This window comes from Anaerobacillus sp. 1_MG-2023 (assembly GCF_030547345.1).
GTDB classification, from domain to species: Bacteria; Bacillota; Bacilli; order Bacillales; family Guptibacillaceae; genus Guptibacillus; species Guptibacillus hwajinpoensis_B.
Map to the genome: position 1 here is coordinate 1 of NZ_JAUORD010000006.1, position 18,400 is coordinate 18,400.

The window sequence follows — 18,400 nt, forward strand, 5'->3', positions numbered from 1 at the left end:
TGCATGTATTAGGCACGCCGCCAGCGTTCGTCCTGAGCCAGGATCAAACTCTCCGATAGAAAGCTTAATCTAGCTTTTAAAACAATATTTTGTTTCCGTAGAAACAACTACTTACATGGCGTTTCGTTCAGTTTTCAAAGATCGATTTAATTCTACTAATCTCGGTGTTTTTCTCCCGAGTGACAACTTCTATCTTACCAGCAACGTTCATATAAGTCAATGTCTTTTTTAAAAACATTTTTGTATGTAATTTGTATGTAAGATGTTGTTTGTTTTTCGAAGTGACAAGAAACATCTTACCATGTGATAACAATGGCGTCAACCACTTATGGGAATTAATTTTCACCCCCTTCCTCATCGATGGAAGGGGGCAGTATTATCCTGTAAGTACTTCTTCTTCAGGGTATCTTATTTTAGAAGTTTTCTTAGAAGCAAAGATGAAGGCAAGCGTCAGGGGACCAAGTTTACCAACCATCATGATTACAATAATTGTTACTTTCCCTATTCCATCTAGGCTGCCTGTTAATCCCATTGAAAGGCCTACTGTTCCAAATGCGGATACAACTTCAAATAAATTAACTAAAAAAGGAGATTTCTGCGTTAGTTCAAGAATAAAAACTCCGAGTAAAACAACCCCTGTTGAAATCACAGTTATTGCTAGGGCTTTAATAATGATAGAAAAAGCGAGCGTTTTATGAAAAATCGTTACTTCGTATTTGCCTTTTAAAAAGGTATTAACTGAAAGGAGCATAGCGATGAAGGTAGTAAGCTTAATTCCACCTCCAGTAGAAGCACTTCCAGCCCCTATGAACATAAGACATATAATAAAGAAGAGAGAAGCTTCTTCCATACTACCGATATCTACCGTATTAAAACCTGCTGTTCGAGGAGTCACAGCCTGAAATAATGCACCCCACCCTTTTCCTGGACCATTTAGTTGCCCAATTGTAGAAGTGTTATTCCACTCGAGCGTGATAATTACGATAAAAGCAAGTGCATTTATGATGATACTCCCGATTACCATCAACTTCGTATGAAGGGTCCATTCACGAAAATGTTTCTTATTCTTCAGATCGATTAAAACCGTGAAGCCAATTCCACCTAAGATAAACAAGAGAGTAATAACAATATTGATAACGGGATCTCCAACATATGAAGAAAGACTGTCTGACCAAATCGAGAAGCCAGCATTATTATAAGCTGAAATAGAGTGGAAAATTGCGGCGTAAATTCCGCTTCCTACTCCGTATTCAGGTATCCACCTCGCCGAAAGAATAATGGCTCCTATCATTTCTATTATGATCGAAAATAAAAGTAGACTTCGAACGAGCTTAACAATGCCTCCCATTCCTTTTTGATTTAATGCCTGAGTAATTAAGAGTCTTTGAGAAACCCCTATTTTTTTCCCTATAAATAGAAAGATCACAACCGCAAATGACATAATGCCAAGCCCGCCAATTTGAATGAGTAACATGATAACAAGCTGACCAAAAATAGTAAAAACACTACCCGTATCCACTACTACTAGACCAGTTACAGTGATAGCAGATATAGCCGTAAACCAGGCATCTAGCCAGCTAACTGACGTTGTCGTTGCCTGTGGTAGCTTTAGAAGAAACGTTCCGATCGTACTAACAAATAGAAATAGAAGCAACAAAGCTCTAGGTGGATGAAGTAAAACCTTTTTGTATTTCAAGACATACCCCTCTTTCTTCTTTAAGAACAGCTCCGCAAACCGTTGAAATATACTTTTTACATCAAAAGCGTTAAAACGCTTCATTTATATAGAAGTAAACAAAAAGAAAAAACACAGGACATCTGTGTTTGAAACGAAGATATAGGTCATTAAAGTTCTTTTTATACCACATCCAGATGTTATTTTTATCCCTATGCTATCGACACAATAAAGGATTTCTCAATATGATTGAAATAATAATACATCCAGACTACCCACAAGTAAAGAAAATCATTTAGCCTCGATCTGCTCAAAGTAAAGATGTTGGTGAAGCTTACATCCGTCATTAAAGAGAGACTGGCAGTATGGACATATTGATTTTGAAGAAATGTACTCTTGTATCGTTAGTTCTGACTTGCAATTCCCACAAAGCACAGCTTTTTCATCAAATTCGTGTTTGGGCCACTTTATAACAGCATGATCCGTTGTTTCTTCATGACAATAGATACATGGATAATATGTACCACAACATTTGAATTTAATCGCAATAATGTCCCGTTTACTATAATAATGTTGGCATCTAGTTTCATCATCTACAACTTTACCTTTTATAACAATTTCCTCAGATCCCATTTTATATCCCTCTCTAGTTCCATCTTTCTATTAAGTATCATTCTATCATTATCTTCCATTGTCTAGAAAAATGATTAATTAACTGATAGATCATTTTTATTCACATGGTCGGTCATACAAATTTTGCAAAAAGAAAAACCTTTTTTGTCTCTGACATTCGCTGTCATCTGTATAAGTTCATCGAGATTACTTGAACAAATCTTTTCGACTTTCGTTCGCACACCCGCGTCTTTTTGTCGCCATAACGTTCGACATGTAGCGATATGGATTTTATTGTAATCAGGATCGCTCCCTTTAAAATGATTAAATACATATCCTTCTGGATTAGCACGATACCAGTTTAAATAACGTTCTTCATTTTCTTTGAAAATACCGATCATAGTCTAGCCTCCCACTTATTTATCACTAGACCATTTTCGTCGTTACACTCGCTCCCCCTCTTTACAATTTATTACAGATGTCAGTCTTTTTTTAACTAAATGTAATTTATTTTCCGAAGGAGGCTTTTTACTAATCGGATTATAAATAAAGAATGTAATATTCGACATACAAAGAGTGAGGTGAGTATCAGTTTTTCATCTAACATTCGTATAATAGTTTGATTCGTACTAATAGAAATTTAAAAGGCTCCGCTCTTATGCGGAACCTTTCGCTTTAGTGATGGAAAATAGGCTTACTCTGGTGTGTTTTAATATTCTTCTTTAAATAAGGAACAATCCAACGATCAAGCCCGATTTTAGCTGCATTGTAACCAGCAATGAGTAATAACGTTCCAAGAATAACCATCATTGGATTTGTACTTGTTGTGCCACTAAACAGGAAGGCAAAATTCATGATCACTCCCATAAGAGCGGCAAGTGTTGTAAATGTTCCAAGTAGTAATCCTAGGCCAACAAAGAATTCGCCCCAAGGAATTAAAACATTAAAGAAATCCACATTTGGAATTGCTGTCGCTTCTAAGAATGTAGCCCACCACCCTTGCACTGCAGGATGCTCACCACTAGCGTTGGCTACCGCCCCCTGTAAGAAGCCATTTGCATCAAAACCATTAGTGATTTTTGTCCAACCAGATGTCACCCATTGATAACCAAGATATATTCGAATAAAAAAGAGTATACCAGCTGCTGCTTTATTTTCTCTTAGAAAATGAACAAACATCTCTCTCACTCCCCACTATTTATTCTTAACACACCTTTATTGTAAGGGAGCTTCTAAAAACATTATGTGAATTGCATCACTATTAATCTAACTGTTTTATATCGTTACGATTCGGGTATGAAATAACTGGATAATTCAAATAGGACAGAATCTCTTCTGTCCTATGCATAACTTTCGTCTCTTTTTGATTTTCTCTTATCGACTGCGCGGTAGAAAAGCAATGCAAGACAGCCAATTAAGGTCACGTACCCCATCACACTGTACAAAGTAGCTCCAGAAGTTTCTTCAAAAACCATTCCTCCAAGCAATGAACCTAATATGCCAGACAAACCAAAAAACACAGAAATAAATAACAAATGACCTGTCGCCTGTAAATGCTCTGGTACTAATTTTGTTACGTATTGAAAAGCCGCAACGTAAAATACCCCAAACGTCACGCCGTGGAAAACTTGAAGAATGATCGCTGCTTGAGGTCCTCCAACGTAAGCTAATCCTAACCATCTAATAGAGTAGATCAAACCTGCTATTAAGATAAAGACCACTTCATTAAAACGCTTAAACCAGAGATGACTTGTCGCAAATATTAGAGCTTCACTAGCAACCGCAACGAACCAGGCAAGTCCTATTTGAGATTCATTTCCACCAAGATCCGTGATATAAATCCCTATAAAACTGTCATTTGCTCGATGCGGAATGGTTAAAAACATGATTGTAATCAAAAAGAGTAGGAAGCGAGGATTCTTTCCAATCCGTACGGCCTCCCATACAGTCACAGGTTTATTATGTGTTTTGACATCTGATACTCTCATAGCTGTAAAAAAAGCAAGCAAAATCATGAGCATAAAAGGTAGCAAAATAAAAGATATACCAAAAAAAGCAAAAAACTGACCAACCACTAAAGTTGAAACCGCAAAACCAATTGAGCCCCAGGTTCGAATACTTCCAAAGCTTTTATTCACGCTAGCTGCTGTTTTAACAGCTAGACTATCACCAAGAGCCCCTGTTGGGGACATGAAAACATAGAACGCCGCAGCAGAGATGAGAATAAACACATAGGTATGATTCGTTAGAAGAAAAACGCTAATAACCGCAACACCAACCAACGTTACGAGTAGAACCTTTTTAATTGTTCCGAATTTATCGCTTATGTAACCCCAAAACGGTTGAGCCATTATGGCTGCCAGTGGTCCGATCGCTAGGATAGAGCCAATTTTACTCTCTGACATACCACTTTGTTGGAAATATACTGGCATATAGCTAATGATGATTGTATTTGCTCCGTGGAAAAAGAACAAGAACAGACTAAGGAAAAAGACAGAGTCTCTTTTGGTCATCTTTTAAGCCGTCCTCCCTTGCTAAATGTACTGCGCTCAAAATACTTCTTCTAACTCTATAGTAAGTACAATTGAATTGCAATGCGCTTTCATTGGGATTGGTTCCATTATTATTACTGTATTTGCTACCTTATCAACCACTTCTTCCGCCAAAAAATGCCAAACAATTACGATTATCGATCATAATTTGAAGGGGATACGCATATCTTGTAGAAATATCCAATTAGTGATAAGTTAAAATGCTGATTATGGGGGATTTCTATGAAAAATGGAAGCGAGCTAAAAGATGCGAATTTAGATATTATTTTTCACTATATTTCAGATCTTATTTTCCAAATTCGTGTGATTGATGTTCACCATTATGAAATCGAAGCTGTAAATGAAGCTTATCTAGCAAGTTATGAGACTTCCAAAGAAGCCATTGCTGGGCGGAGAATCGAAGACTTTCTAGGGGTTGATCAAGGAATACAAGCGATTAAAAGATTCCAAGAAGCCATTATTCGTAAGAAAACCATTCAATTTGAAGAAGGTTATTCTTTCCCAAAACAGGGCTACAAGCTATTTGATATTACATTAGTGCCACTTGTAGAAGAGGGTACTGTTTCGAGGATCATTGGCATTGCGAAAGATATTACCGAGAAAAGAATGAATGAAGAGCACCTTGCTCAATCCGAAAAGCTATCGATTGTGGGACAACTAGCAGCTGGGGTCGCCCACGAGCTTCGAAACCCGCTCACTTCCTTAAAAGGTTTTTTGAAATTAATCCAATTCAAAAACACTGACAAAGATATTGATCGCTATGCCCAGGTAATGGATTCAGAATTTGATAGGATCGAACAGATCATCGATGAATTTCTTATTCTTGCTAAACCAACAAAAATAAATTTTAACTATAATCGAATTGATCTCATATTAGATGAAGTCATTGAATTACTCAATGGCCAAGCTAATATGAAAGCGATCATCCTAACAAAAGAGTACCACTCTTCTCTCCCAGAGATTTATTGTGAAAGTAATCAATTAAAACAAGTTTTTATTAATTTGATAAAAAATGCGATGGACGCTATCGGTGAACAGGGAGAAATTATGATCTCAGCCCAAGAATTAAATGATAAATTACAAATTAGAATCATTGATAATGGTAGCGGAATCACAGAAGAAGAGCTTGAAAAACTCGGCTCTCCGTTTTTCACTACCAAAAAGCACGGGACAGGACTTGGCCTTACGATATGCAAACGTATAGTAAAAAAACATAAAGGGAACTTAACTATCGAAAGTAATAAGGGGAAAGGTACGATCATTACGCTCACTTTTCCAAAGGGGGTTGCCCAATAACCCCCCTGTTATTCAGGGCCTTGCATATGGCCCTTTTGGTTTGTATGCTCCTTTAACCATCTCTCTACCATATATAAAGCTTCTTCAGATTTTTGCCAATGTAGAGCATGACCTGTCTTTGGAATAGAATCAATCCTACATTCTCCTTTCACTTCATTCCGCATCACGTTTGCTGCATGCATTCTATTAGTTTCATCTGCTACAGGAAGTGTTGCCCTTAGGAGATAGATAGGAACATTTACCATATGAAAAATTTCTTTGCAAGGCTCTTGATAGAGTGACTTCATAATCGCTCTTACTGTACTACCACTAGCCCTTAAGGCGACGCCATTTTTCCTTTCCTCCATATCCCTATGTACCATTTCCTCTAAATTCTTGCTCCACCTTCCGATTTCCCTTTTCTTCTTTTGTTCATATTCTTCCAATTTTCTGTAATGATTTTCTGCCACCCATTGAGACATTTGTTCAAGAAGTTCTTCAAGCGTTAGTGACGGATCATCAGAAGAATGAAGATAACCACCGTCAATCATCACGATACCTTTTACCATTTTAGAGAAATGACTACTATAATAAAGTGCCAGAGCTGCTCCCCACGAATGCCCAATGAGCCAGACTGGTACTTCACTTAATGATGTACAAACCTTATGAAGCCACTCTGTTAGAAATTCAAAAGAATAACTTTTATCTTCATTAAATGGAGGCGTCTCACCATGCCCCGGTAAATCAATCGAAATTAGATGAAAGGAATCCTTAAGACCTTCTGCCATTTCACTAAAACCAAGTGCATTGTTCGTTAAACCGTGAAGAAGAATGACAGTTGGCTGACTCCTATCTCCCCATTCAAAACCATGAACATGACTGCCATCTATTTCTATTATGATTTTTTTCATTTCACTTTTCCTTTAAACTATGACTTACTTCATATATTCGACTAGCAGGATTCATTCCCTCTCTCTCGAAATGAGTCTCATAGGAAAATCAAATTGACCTGGAGGTAATCAATGGAGATCAGAAAAGCGGTCGTAGATGATGCTTTAGCGATAGCAAGTGTTCATGTAAACAGCTGGAGAACGACTTACCGTACGCTTATCTCAGAAGACTATTTGAATTCATTAGACGTTCAAATACGGGAGGCTCGTTGGCGGAAAGGAATTGAAGATGGAAATATTATCTTTGTAGCAGTCGAAGAAGGGGAAATAATAGGATTTGCGAATGGCGGAAAAAATAGATCGTCTGCTTACAAATTCGACGGAGAGCTTTATGCGATATACCTTCTTGAAGAAGCACAGGGAAAGGGAGTTGGCAAACAACTCCTGTGCTCGGTAGCTAAACATCTTAGAAGCGAATCTTATCAGTCTATGCTTGTCTGGGTACTGAATGGAAATCCCGCTTCTCAATTCTACGAAAGTTTTCATCCACTTCAAATTGCCGTGGAAGAAACAGAAATTGCAGGTAAAACATTTAAAGAAACCGGCTATGGTTGGAAAGACCTGAATGAATTAATTGGATATTGTAGCTAAAGGTATTGAAGAAACATCAAAATGAGGTCCGTGATTGCTCACGGCCCTTTTTCACTTCACACTTTCTTTTTCTTCATATGGATGGGCTACCCAGCCTGATGGATCGATGAAAAGGCGTACGGCTACAACTTGCCGATCATCCATTAATGTAAAGAAGTGTGGTGTATCAACCGGTACAGAAATCACGTCACCCGGATCGAGCTCAACGTCAAAATACCCCACGCTACCTTTAATGATAAAAATCCCATGTCCCGCCGTTATCGCTCTTACTTCGTCCTCAGTATGCACATGAACCTGTTCAAATTTTTTCAGAATCTTATCGAGATCAGGCGTTTGTTCAGATAGTGCCACCACATCCCAGCTTCCATATCCATTTCGCTGAGCTAGAGAACGAATGTCATCATCAAATACACTCAGAATTTCATTTTTCTGTCCCTCTGTAACATGACAATTTCCCTTAAGAGACGTCGGTAACTTCTCAACATCCCAGTGTTCATATAACACTCCTTCATTCTGAAGGAATGCCCCTACTCGATCTTGACCATCAATAACTTCATTTGTATTTCGTATTTTAATTACTGCCATTAATGCTTCCTCCTCTTTTTGTTAAGCTAATGAAATTTTGTTGAATACTGATCAACTTACAATTGCTTGAAAACTTCGTAACTTAAGATGATATTCAAAAAGGAATTCAAATGCTTCCAGGTACTTCTTTGCTTCAAAACCATTACGTCCCCATACCGTAATCCCATGGTTTCGCATCAAAATGGCTTTCGTATCACTCTTAAGCACGTGCACCACATCTTGAGCTAGTAGAGAAAGATCAGCTGAATTCTCGATAATTGGTACTCTCACTTTGTCATTCTGTCCCCATAAACCAAAAGCTTTAACTAACTCCAGTCCTTGAAACGTTACTTCTCCTTCTCCGGCAAAAAGTTCAGATATAACATTGTTTTCAACCGTATGCACGTGCAAGCAACAGCCTGCATCTGTCTTGGAATAGATCGCCTGATGAATAATGGTCTCTGCAGATGGTTTCAATAGAGTCTCTTCAATTGGCTGCCCTTGTCTATCGACTAGAATGAAATCTTCTTTTGTTCGTTTCCTTTTATCCTTTCCACTAGCCGTTACTAAAAATTGAAGCGGCGAATCACTTACTTTAATTGAAAGATTTCCACTTGTTCCACGGAACCAATCTCTTGCTGCTAATTCATCTTTAATATCAGCAAGTTCGTTCCATCGATTCTCTACTTGGCACATGATTCTCCCCCCTTTCTTCAGCTAACTTTTCGACGATATCATCAAACGTTTCAAACAAAGTGGCTGGAATGCCAAGTTCCTGACACTTCTCTGCTAAATAGTCTCTAGCAAACACAAAATCTGCTTGCTTTGAAGCTTCTAAATCGGTAATAGAATCTCCAATCACAATTTTTCGGTTAGTCTTTTTATCAAAACGATTTAATATACCTGGCTTGCAACAACCGCAATCTTTCGTACAATCGTCTTCACAGGCATACGGCCAAGTTATTGAGATGGTATCAGTAGTAAAATCACTACCATTACAGAAGATGTTTTCTTCTGGAATACCAAATGGGATAAGAAGGGGGTAAACAAAGAAATCGATCCCTCCACTGACGATATAAAGCTCGATCCCTTCTCGCCTCGTATAGTCTACGAATTCGCTAAAACCATGTCTGATTTCAGTTGTAGCTACTAAATAATCGAGTAATTCCCTTTTCAATTTGGAAGGAATCAAGTGAAACATCCTTCCGACTCCTTCACGAATGGAAATATTTTGGGCGAGAACATCATCTTTTATTTGCTCCCACTCTTTTGGAGCAAATCGTTTCATCAGAGAAACGATATTATCACTTTTCGTAATGGTGCCATCAAAATCGCAAAAAATAATCGGCTGCTTCATCGCACTACCTCCCCGCTTCCCCACTTTGTAAGAGCCTGATGAAGTTCCTCACTATTTTGAGAGGCCTGTTCAAGAGGTTGCTCTGTTAAAACAGCTTGAATGGCATCTCGGAAAGCTTTTCCGCCTGCAGCTGCTCCACCGGGATGCCCGTGCACCCCGCCTCCCGCATTAATCACACTGTCTATACCGAAATCTTTTATAAGGTACGATACTAGTCCAGGGTGAATGCCCGCTGAAGGAACTGGAAAAGTCCTATTAAGCTGACTTTTTCTCGTTAAGGATTCTGCTGTTGCGAGCGCCTCTCCTCGATCAAGCGCTACACTCCCGTAAGGCGAAGGGAAAAGGGAAAAATCTGCCCCAGCAGTTCGAAGCAACTTTCCAAGTAATAGGGAGTAACTTACCCCATTTGTGCTTGAGGCTGCCATTGCACCTGCGAAAGCGGGATGTGCCATGATTGGAACCGGAATATCCGGGTCCTCTGCAAGTGATTGCAATGCATCTAGTCCATATGTAAAAACATTAAACAGAAGCGCATCTGCTCCTAATTCCACAGCAAGCTTTGCTCGATCACTGAGGTTTGCCGTTCTTCCTGTTAAATTCACAGCGTAACGCGTTCGTTTTCCTGTCAATTCAGCCGTTTCATCAAGAACTTCTCGTAAGGCGGGTACTCGCTTTTCAAGAGGGGTTAACTCATTTTCAAAAAGAATTTCATCATCCTTCACAAAATCGACTCGACCAAGCGCCTGCTGTTTCATTTGTTCTTGCAATTCGCCTAACGGTTTTCCAATAACTCCTTTGAAAATACTCATAACGAGCGGTCGATCGTATACTTCTGTAAGATTCCGAATGCCGTCTATTCCATATGCTGGACCTGGGAACTGATTTAGTAATCCTTCAGAGAACTCTAAATCAATCAGCTTAATTTCACCATCAAGTGAAAGCTTACCAATGACTGTTGTTAAAATCGCAGGTAGATCCGCACTGAAATTGATGGTCGGGTAAGCAATCGCGATGATGCCCAGTTCCCCTTTTTCCTCTACGTGAACGACTTCACCCTTATGCTTCTTTAACTGCTCTTTTTCTAATAACGGTAGATTGGTCCAAGTCCCAATCGTTAATCCAAGGGCAATCGCTTCAGCACGCTTAGATAATTGTTGATCATTCTTAACAAGGTAAGTTGCCACAAGACGACTCATCATGCTCATTCCTTTCCATCGCGCTAGTTCTCAATCTTTGATCATACAAAAAAGACCCCTTCACGAGGAAGAGGTCTTTATCACCATGCTCTTCCTCTTATCTTCCAGCTTTTGCTGCGAGAATTAGCACCGTGTCTTCAAGTAACCTTGAAAATCGGTTGCCGGGCTTCAAAGGGCTCGTCCCTCCACCTCTCTGGATAAGAGTATGCAACTATTCGTTTAAGTAATTGATTCGAATTATGCCAGACGTAGTAAATCCTGTCAATCTATTTTTTTACTTTTCTGAATCAAAAGAGATGAAGGGATTTAATCCGTTCAACTGCCTCCCTGAGTTTTTCTTCGGAAGTTAATAAGCCTACTCTCACATAGCCTTCCCCATACTCTCCAAAGCCGTTCCCAGGTGCAACAACAATTTGAACATTTTCAAGCAAGTAGTCCGCAAACCCCTCTGAAGTAAATGATTCAGGTACTTTTAACCAGGCAAAAAATGATCCCGCGGGAGAGGTTACATCCCAGCCAATATCATGAAGTCCCTGTATCAAAACATTCCGTCTAGATTCATACGTTTGGCGAAGATCCTCAACACATTTCTGTGAACCTAGTAAAGCTTCTGCAGCTGCTTCTTGCACTGCACTAAACAAACTAACGTAGAAATGATCCTGAAGCAGGTTGATGCTTTCCACTACAGATGGGTTTCCGACAGCGAACCCAACACGCCATCCTGCCATATTATACGTTTTGGAAAGAGTATAAATCTCAATCCCCACATCTTTAGCACCTTCTGTTTCTAAAAAGCTTTGAGGACGCTCTCCATCGAATCCGATTGCTCCATAAGCAAAATCATGAACGACACAGATGTCATTGACATCCGCAAACCTAACCGTTTCATCAAAAAAACTTTTCGTTGCTACAGCAGCGGTAGGATTGTTTGGATAATTTAAGAACATGAGCTTCGCTTTTGCAAGAGCACCCTCAGGAATCGCGCTATAATCTGGCAGAAAATCATTTTCTTCAAGTAACGGCATCATTTGCATATCCGCTTCAGCCATTGCTACTCCAGACCAGTAATCAGGGTATCCGGGATCCGGAACAAGTGCCACATCACTTTTATTTAACAAACATTGACTCACTTCTACAAGGCCCGCTTTTCCACCAAATAGGACGGCCACCTCCTTCTCTGGATCAAGCTCAACACCAAACTCTCGCTTATAGAAATCAGCCGCGGCTTGTTTCAGAAAGGGCTGTCCCCTAAATGGCGGATACTTGTGGTATGCAGGGTTTTCAGCTGCCTGCTGCAAAGACTCGATAATATGAGCAGGCGTCGGCTGATCAGGGTTTCCTTGTCCAAGGTTAATAATGTCATATCCCGCCTCTACATAACGGTTCACTTTTCCAGCAAGCTTCGCAAAGAATTGTTCTGGTAAACGTTTAAGTGCATCTGAAGTTTGAAATTGTTTCAAATGGAATCACATCCTGTTAAAATTTTCGAGAAATTCTAATAAGTTATGTTATCTTGGATACACAACCATGTAAAGGTCAACTTCTAAACATGTAAGGAGGACAACTCAATGAAAAACCTTGCCCTGTTGCAATTTGATATTGCTTTCGGCAATCCAGAAAAGAATTTCTCTAAAGTTGAAGAGCTTGTTTCTAAGGCGGTGAGTGACAAACCAGATATCATCGTTTTACCAGAATTGTGGTCCACAGGTTATGATTTATCTCGCCTTGATGAAATTGGAGATACTGATGCAGAAAAGTCGATTGCTTTTCTATCTCGCCTCGCCAAAAAGAACGACGTAAATATTGTCGGGGGCTCCATCGCTAAGCATCATAACGGCGAAGTAACGAACACCATGCTTGTGTTCAATCGAGATGGGCAGCTCGTTCATGAGTATAGCAAAGCGCACCTGTTTCGTTTGATGAATGAAGAGAAGTTCCTCGTTTCTGGAAATGAAAAAAGTCATTTTACACTTGAAGAACTCCCATGCGCTGGGTTCATTTGTTATGATATTCGCTTTCCTGAGTGGCTTCGCCTTCATGCAGTTGAAGGTGCCCAAGTTTTGTTCGTACCAGCAGAATGGCCAAAGCAACGCACCGATCATTGGCGAGCATTACTTATCAGTCGCGCGATTGAAAATCAGTGCTACGTGATTGCCTGTAATCGTGTCGGGGCAGATCCTGATAATGCGTTTGGAGGACACTCATTGATCATTGATCCGTGGGGAACAATTATCGCAGAAGCAAGAGAAGAAGAAGTTATTTTAACAGGTTCTATTGACGAAGAGGAAATGTCATCGATCCGGAATCGCATTCCTATCTTTGAAGATCGACGTCCAGATATTTATAAATAATATTCAAAATATTATTGACAAACACGTTCCTTTCTCTGTAACATACATTTCAAGCGAAAAAATTGTAAAATAATTTCATAAACTTTCTCTTATCAAGAGCAGGCTGAGGGATTTGGCCCTATGACGCCCAGCAACCGACCTATTTTTAAGTCCAGATTAAGATGACTTAAATGGCACGGTGCTACTTCCAACAGGATGATATTCATTCTGGAAGATAAGAGGTGTGAAGTATCTCTATCTTCAAGCCTCTTTCTTCGGAAAGAGGCTTTTTTTATGCCGAAATTCCGATGTTCATGCAATACATCAACCATAAATAGTTGAAAGGGGAATTTTACATGGGTATTCAGATCACTTCAGGGTACACACCGTTTACAACAGAAACCGTAGTGCAATTTTTAGAGTATCACAAGCTTTTGGATCGCACCGCTCCCGTTCATGTAAAGGAAATTGGCGATGGCAATTTAAATTATGTCTTTCATGTTCAACACAAGAAAACAGGACAATCCTGGATCGTCAAACAAGCCTTGCCTTATGCCAAAGTCGTTGGCGAATCCTGGCCGCTTACACTGGATCGATCCAGAATTGAAAGCGAGGCACTCAAGCAAGCTCACGCGCTCGTTCCTGACTTTTCTCCGATCGTTTATTTGCATGACTCGGAAAAAGCCGCAACGGTTATGGAAGATTTATCAACTTACACTATTTTACGAAAAGGACTTATTGAAGGTCGTATATATCCTGAGCTTGCAAGAAACGTCGGTACCTATCTCGCTCATACACTCTTTTTCACTTCTGACTACGGTCTTGGTTCAGCAAATAAGAAAGAGCTTGCCAAACGGTTTAGTAATCCAGACTTATGTGGCATAACAGAAAGCCTCGTATTTTCAGATCCTTTCTACAATGCCGAAAGCAATGCCTTTACAGAAGAGCTTCGAGCAGATGTTGAATCGCTGTGGGAAGATGACGATTTCCTCACTGAAGTTGCCTCCCTCAAACACTCTTTTTTAACAAAAGGAGAAGCTTTGATACACGGGGACTTACATACAGGTAGCCTGTTTGTTACGGAAAGTTCAACTAAAATAATCGACCCAGAATTTGCTTTCTATGGCCCAGCTGGTTTTGATATCGGTGCTTTTATCGCCAATATTGCGCTTAGTATCCTGTCGCAGGAGGCACATAGGTCAGAAGAAGAGAAAGAAGGGTACCTCGCTTATTTATTTGGCGTCACTACTGAGGTTTGGAACGTATTCGAATCTACTTTCCGATCATTATGGGCCGACCATCTCTCAGAAGATAATCGTTATTCAAGAGGATACCTAGACGCTCTTCTACAATCTATTTTTGTCGATAGCATTGGATTTTCCGGCTGTAAGATCATCCGAAGAACGATTGGACTTGCTCATGTAGAAGAGATCGAGACGATCACTGATCCAAAAGTAAAACTCGCTGTGGAAAAAAAGGCGCTTACCCTTGGAAAAAAACTTATTTTAGACCGAAAAAACATCACTTCGATTGAACAATACATTAAAGCCATCAAGGAGGTCATTTAAATGACTGTCATCTCATCACTCCAATGGAAAGGTGATCATCTCTTACTGCTCGATCAACGGCAGCTTCCACATCAAGAGATCTACCTCAAGCAAACGGCAATCGAGGATGTCTGGAATAGCATTTCTGCCCTTGTTGTCCGCGGAGCACCAGCCATTGGAATCGCCGCCTCGTATGGACTAGTTCTTTGGAGTCAGCATGTCCAAACAAACGAAGCAACAGCGTTTAAGACAGCGCTAGTCAACCAAGGGAAATATCTTGCCTCCTCTCGTCCCACTGCAGTAAATCTCTCTTGGGCGATTGATCGCATCATCCGAGCTAGCTTTTCCTTACCGACAGTGAAAAAAATGAAAGAAGCGATTCTGCACGAAGCACTTACCATCCATAAAGAGGATGAGCTTGTCTGTCAGCGGATTGGAGAACATGGTCTGAAGCTATTAAATGATGGGGATACCATCCTCACACATTGCAATGCAGGTGGGATCGCAACAGCAAAATACGGGACGGCTCTTGCGCCTCTCCATCTGGCAAAGGAAAACGGCCTCTCCATCTCCGCAATTGCGACGGAAACCAGACCAGTTCTACAAGGTGCTCGATTAACCGCATGGGAGCTTGAGCGTGCTGGTATTGACGTTACGCTGATTACAGACAGTATGGTAGCTCACGTTTTAAAAACAAAGAAAATCGCTGCAGTTATAGTCGGTGCTGATCGGATTGCTGCAAATGGTGATACAGCTAACAAGATTGGTACGCTTGGCCTTGCCCATATCGCAAAAGCATATAACGTTCCTTTTTATGTTGCTGCACCCATCTCAACAATTGACTACTCGATCCCTAACGGAGAAGCGATTCCGATTGAGGAGCGAGATCCGAAAGAAATTACGCATTATAAAGGTGAACGTGTTGCAGCTGAGAACATTGATGTATTTAATCCTGCTTTTGATGTGACGCCAAATGAATTACTCAGCGGAATCATTACGGAGCACGGTATCGTTCGAACACCGTACGCTGAAAACCTTGCTCATCTTGCTTTGCCACACGCTAAAAACACGGAGGTACATTCATGAAACGCTTAGGACTTATTTTATCCATTCTTCTTCTCATCGTACTTGCTGCTTGTACTAATGAGCAAGATGCCGTAAGTACACCAGAAGCAAGCACAACGGAATCTAGTGAGACAACTTCAAACACAGGTGAAGAAGCGTCTAAAACTTCTTCAGACATTCCAAAAGAAGTTCAAAAACCTATCAAAATAGCAGCGATTATGCAAGCATCCCTCGGTACATTTTCTTCCCAGTACGTAAAAGGAGTTGAAGATCAGGTAGAAAAATTTGGCGGAAGCGTTCAAGTTTATAATGCTGATAATGACCTTTCCAAAATGGCTACACACCTTGATACAGCCATCAACCAAAAAGTCGATGCGATCTTAATTGATCATGGCCGAGCAGATGCACTCGAAGCTGGAGTGAAAAAAGCCGTTGATAAAGGCATACCTGTCGTTGTGTTTGATAGCGATATTAACGTGCCAGGTGTAACAGTTATTGATCAAGATGATTATAGTCTTGCATGGAATACATTAAAAACGCTTGCTCAGGATTTAAATGGTGAAGGAAATATTGTCTATGTATGGGTGGGAGGATTCGCACCTATGGAGCGACGAAATGCGATTTATGAGGCGTTTCAGGAACGCTATCCAGAAATCAATGAAATCGCTAAGTTCGGGACCGCGAGTGCTAATACAGCTCTTGATACCCAAACCCAAATGGAAACTATTCTAAAGCAATATCCAAACAAAGGTGATATTGATGCTGTATTTGCTCCATGGGATGAATTTGCGAAAGGCGCTACTCGTGCCATTGAACAAGCTGGTCGAGAAGAAATCAAAGTTTACGGCATCGATATGAGTGACGAAGATCTCCAAATGATGCAAAAAGATAATAGCCCATGGCTCTCATCTGCTGCTACTGATCCGGCGGAAGTAGGACGTGTTCAAGTACGTTTTGCTTATCAAAAAATTGCTGGAGAAGAAACGCCTGAGATTTTCTCACTTGATCCTCATCTTGTAAAACAATCTGATTTACCAGACAAAACCATTTCAATGAGTGAATTAGGCAATTACGTCGATGACTGGGGCTCTTCTGACGCAGCTATTTCTCCGTGGATGGAAAAATTAACGCAACAGGATGATAGCAAATGAGTGAGTTATCCATCCAAAATATTTCTAAATCATTCGGAAATATCCCTGTATTAAAAAACGTCTCCCTGACGATTCGTTCAGGCGAAGTGCACGCTCTGCTCGGTACGAATGGAGCTGGTAAAAGCACGCTTATGAAAATGGTTTGTGGAGACTATGAACGAGACAGCGGCTCTATTTTACTTAACGGAGAACCTCTAGCGATTCATACACCTTCCGATGCAAAAAAAGCAGGCATCGGAATGGTGGTGCAAGAAGTTGATTCGGCTTTGTTTCCTACCCTATCCGTTTCTGAAAACATTTGGGCTGACTCAATGAATAAATCACCTTTTAAGTGTTATTCTTCTAGCAAAGAACGGCAAAGAACAAGAGATTTACTTAACTCTCTTGGTATAACCTTAACCCCTGATAAACTGGCTTCCGAATGTTCGCTGTCAGAAAAACAAATGATCTTAATTGCTCGAGCAATGGCACAGGAGACGCAATATTTGATACTGGATGAACCAACTGCTCCACTTAGTGTAGAAGAGACAAAGCTATTATTTCATCTTATTAACAAACTGAAGAAGAAAGGCGTGGGGATGATTTACATTTCTCACCGCATGCCAGAAATAGAAGAAATAAGCGATCGTTTTACGATTTTACGAGACGGCAAAGTTCATCTTTCAGCTGAAACAAAAACCGTTTCAGCTGATGAGATCATTACCAGTATGGTTGGGTCAAGTCTTAGAAAAAAAGAACCCCGTCAAACAAAGAGCACGAGTCATGCTTTAATGCGGGCTGAGAATCTCTTTATACCCGAAACTGGAAAAACAGTGAATTTCTTATTGAATCATGGTGAAATCATTGGTGTCGCAGGACTTGTAGGTGCAGGAAAATCGGAAACAGCATTAACCCTCTTTGGAGCAACAAAGCATACAAGAGGATGTGTTCACATTAACAACCAAACATACCGCTTTCGCTCTCCAGCTGATGCGATTAAAGCCGGCATTTGTCTTGTACCAGAAGAACGAAGGAAATCTGGTATTCTACTCGATTTCTCTTTATCAGAAAACCTAACGCTCCCTTCTCTACGGCGTCATTCGCTTAGAGGATTCCTTAATCGAAAAAAAGAGGAAGATTATTCATCCAGGCAAATAACTCAGCTCGGCATTAAAGCAGCTTCACCTAAAGAACCGATCCATCATCTAAGTGGCGGAAATCAACAGAAAGCGGCTATCGGAAAATGGTTATACGATGATCAGAAAGTATTTCTCTTTGATGAGCCAACAAAAGGCATTGATGTGAACGCCAAAGCCGAAGTGTTAGCTCTAATAAAAGAGCTTGCCGACCAAGGAAAAGGGGTTTTATATTTTTCCAGCGAAATCGAAGAGCTTCTTGATCTATCAGATAGAATCCTTGTTATGTACGATGGCGAGATTACCGCCACGCTCACAGGTGAAGAGATGACAGAGGAAGCCATTATGCAAGCAGCTACAGGAGGTAGGAAGATTGAAATCAGCAGCTGAACTCGTAGAAACACAAAATCAAAGAGGGCT

General features: G+C 40.3%; 18 protein-coding genes and 2 riboswitches. Of the genes, 7 read left to right on the forward strand and 11 right to left on the reverse strand.

The genetic code is table 11. The features are described from left to right. Window positions 1-376 precede the first annotated feature (376 nt). The 5 genes from Q4550_RS11645 to Q4550_RS11665 form a co-directional block, all read right to left on the reverse strand. Window positions 377-1,696 (reverse strand): TrkH family potassium uptake protein, encoded by a 1,320-nt coding sequence (locus tag Q4550_RS11645; protein WP_303532851.1) that lies wholly within the window; start codon window positions 1,694-1,696, stop codon window positions 377-379. A 270-nt stretch (window positions 1,697-1,966) separates the two neighbouring features. Next, entirely contained in the window at window positions 1,967-2,308 is a 342-nt protein-coding gene (locus Q4550_RS11650; RefSeq protein ID WP_303532852.1) for a CHY zinc finger protein, read from the reverse strand. Window positions 2,309-2,382: 74 nt separating this feature from the next. Beyond that, entirely contained in the window at window positions 2,383-2,688 is a 306-nt protein-coding gene (locus tag Q4550_RS11655; RefSeq protein WP_303532854.1) for a hypothetical protein, read from the reverse strand. A 274-nt stretch (window positions 2,689-2,962) separates the two neighbouring features. Next, window positions 2,963-3,466 carry a DoxX family protein gene (locus tag Q4550_RS11660; RefSeq protein WP_303532856.1) on the reverse strand — a complete coding sequence of 168 codons (504 nt, stop codon included), beginning with the start codon at window positions 3,464-3,466 and terminating at the stop codon, window positions 2,963-2,965. 161 nt (window positions 3,467-3,627) lie between these two features. After that, a complete protein-coding gene (locus tag Q4550_RS11665; RefSeq protein ID WP_303532858.1) occupies window positions 3,628-4,800 on the reverse strand; it encodes an MFS transporter in 1,173 nt (390 codons plus the stop codon). 261 nt (window positions 4,801-5,061) lie between these two features. Between Q4550_RS11665 and Q4550_RS11670 the strand changes: the two genes are divergently transcribed. Next, window positions 5,062-6,135 carry an ATP-binding protein gene (locus tag Q4550_RS11670; protein WP_303532860.1) on the forward strand — a complete coding sequence of 358 codons (1,074 nt, stop codon included), beginning with the start codon at window positions 5,062-5,064 and terminating at the stop codon, window positions 6,133-6,135. Window positions 6,136-6,143: 8 nt separating this feature from the next. Here the strand turns inward: Q4550_RS11670 and Q4550_RS11675 are convergent, their stop codons facing one another. Continuing rightward, a complete protein-coding gene (locus Q4550_RS11675; RefSeq protein ID WP_303532861.1) occupies window positions 6,144-7,025 on the reverse strand; it encodes an alpha/beta fold hydrolase in 882 nt (293 codons plus the stop codon). Window positions 7,026-7,136: 111 nt separating this feature from the next. Between Q4550_RS11675 and Q4550_RS11680 the strand changes: the two genes are divergently transcribed. After that, a complete protein-coding gene (locus tag Q4550_RS11680; protein ID WP_303532863.1) occupies window positions 7,137-7,655 on the forward strand; it encodes a GNAT family N-acetyltransferase in 519 nt (172 codons plus the stop codon). Window positions 7,656-7,706: 51 nt separating this feature from the next. Here Q4550_RS11680 and Q4550_RS11685 read toward each other — a convergent pair whose 3' ends face one another. From Q4550_RS11685 to Q4550_RS11705, 5 genes are all read right to left on the reverse strand, one after another. Beyond that, window positions 7,707-8,240, reverse strand: a complete 534-nt coding sequence (locus Q4550_RS11685) for an acireductone dioxygenase (RefSeq protein ID WP_303532864.1) — start codon at window positions 8,238-8,240, stop codon at window positions 7,707-7,709. Between the two features lie 51 nt (window positions 8,241-8,291). Further along, a complete protein-coding gene (locus Q4550_RS11690) occupies window positions 8,292-8,915 on the reverse strand; it encodes a methylthioribulose 1-phosphate dehydratase (RefSeq protein WP_303532866.1) in 624 nt (207 codons plus the stop codon). Then, entirely contained in the window at window positions 8,878-9,576 is a 699-nt protein-coding gene (locus Q4550_RS11695; protein ID WP_303532867.1) for a 2-hydroxy-3-keto-5-methylthiopentenyl-1-phosphate phosphatase, read from the reverse strand. Before Q4550_RS11695 ends, Q4550_RS11690 begins: the two co-directional genes overlap by 38 nt. Then, complete coding sequence (locus Q4550_RS11700) at window positions 9,573-10,772, reverse strand: 2,3-diketo-5-methylthiopentyl-1-phosphate enolase (RefSeq protein WP_303532869.1); 1,200 nt, start codon at window positions 10,770-10,772, stop codon at window positions 9,573-9,575. Before Q4550_RS11700 ends, Q4550_RS11695 begins: the two co-directional genes overlap by 4 nt. A 94-nt stretch (window positions 10,773-10,866) precedes the next feature. Further along, window positions 10,867-10,976, reverse strand: a riboswitch (SAM riboswitch). 83 nt (window positions 10,977-11,059) lie between these two features. Next, window positions 11,060-12,232 (reverse strand): pyridoxal phosphate-dependent aminotransferase, encoded by a 1,173-nt coding sequence (locus Q4550_RS11705; RefSeq protein ID WP_303532870.1) that lies wholly within the window; start codon window positions 12,230-12,232, stop codon window positions 11,060-11,062. A gap of 108 nt (window positions 12,233-12,340) precedes the next feature. Here Q4550_RS11705 and Q4550_RS11710 point away from each other — a divergent pair, with 108 nt between their 5' ends. The 5 genes from Q4550_RS11710 to Q4550_RS11730 all read left to right on the forward strand — a co-directional run bounded on the left by Q4550_RS11710 (window position 12,341) and on the right by Q4550_RS11730 (window position 18,370). Then, window positions 12,341-13,123, forward strand: a complete 783-nt coding sequence (locus Q4550_RS11710) for a carbon-nitrogen family hydrolase (RefSeq protein WP_303532871.1) — start codon at window positions 12,341-12,343, stop codon at window positions 13,121-13,123. Window positions 13,124-13,209: 86 nt separating this feature from the next. Next, window positions 13,210-13,344: riboswitch (SAM riboswitch) on the forward strand. A gap of 114 nt (window positions 13,345-13,458) precedes the next feature. Further along, window positions 13,459-14,670, forward strand: a complete 1,212-nt coding sequence (gene mtnK / locus Q4550_RS11715; RefSeq protein ID WP_303532872.1) for an S-methyl-5-thioribose kinase — start codon at window positions 13,459-13,461, stop codon at window positions 14,668-14,670. Next, complete coding sequence (mtnA, locus tag Q4550_RS11720; RefSeq protein ID WP_303532873.1) at window positions 14,671-15,735, forward strand: S-methyl-5-thioribose-1-phosphate isomerase; 1,065 nt, start codon at window positions 14,671-14,673, stop codon at window positions 15,733-15,735. Next, window positions 15,732-16,865: a sugar ABC transporter substrate-binding protein gene (locus Q4550_RS11725; protein ID WP_303532875.1), complete on the forward strand. Its 1,134-nt coding sequence runs from the start codon at window positions 15,732-15,734 to the stop codon at window positions 16,863-16,865. The genes mtnA and Q4550_RS11725 overlap by 4 nt, the downstream gene beginning before the upstream one ends. After that, the gene (locus tag Q4550_RS11730; RefSeq protein WP_303532877.1) at window positions 16,862-18,370 is read left to right on the forward strand and encodes a sugar ABC transporter ATP-binding protein; all 1,509 of its coding nucleotides are present in this window, start codon (window positions 16,862-16,864) and stop codon (window positions 18,368-18,370) included. The genes Q4550_RS11725 and Q4550_RS11730 overlap by 4 nt, the downstream gene beginning before the upstream one ends. Window positions 18,371-18,400: the final 30 nt, after the last annotated feature.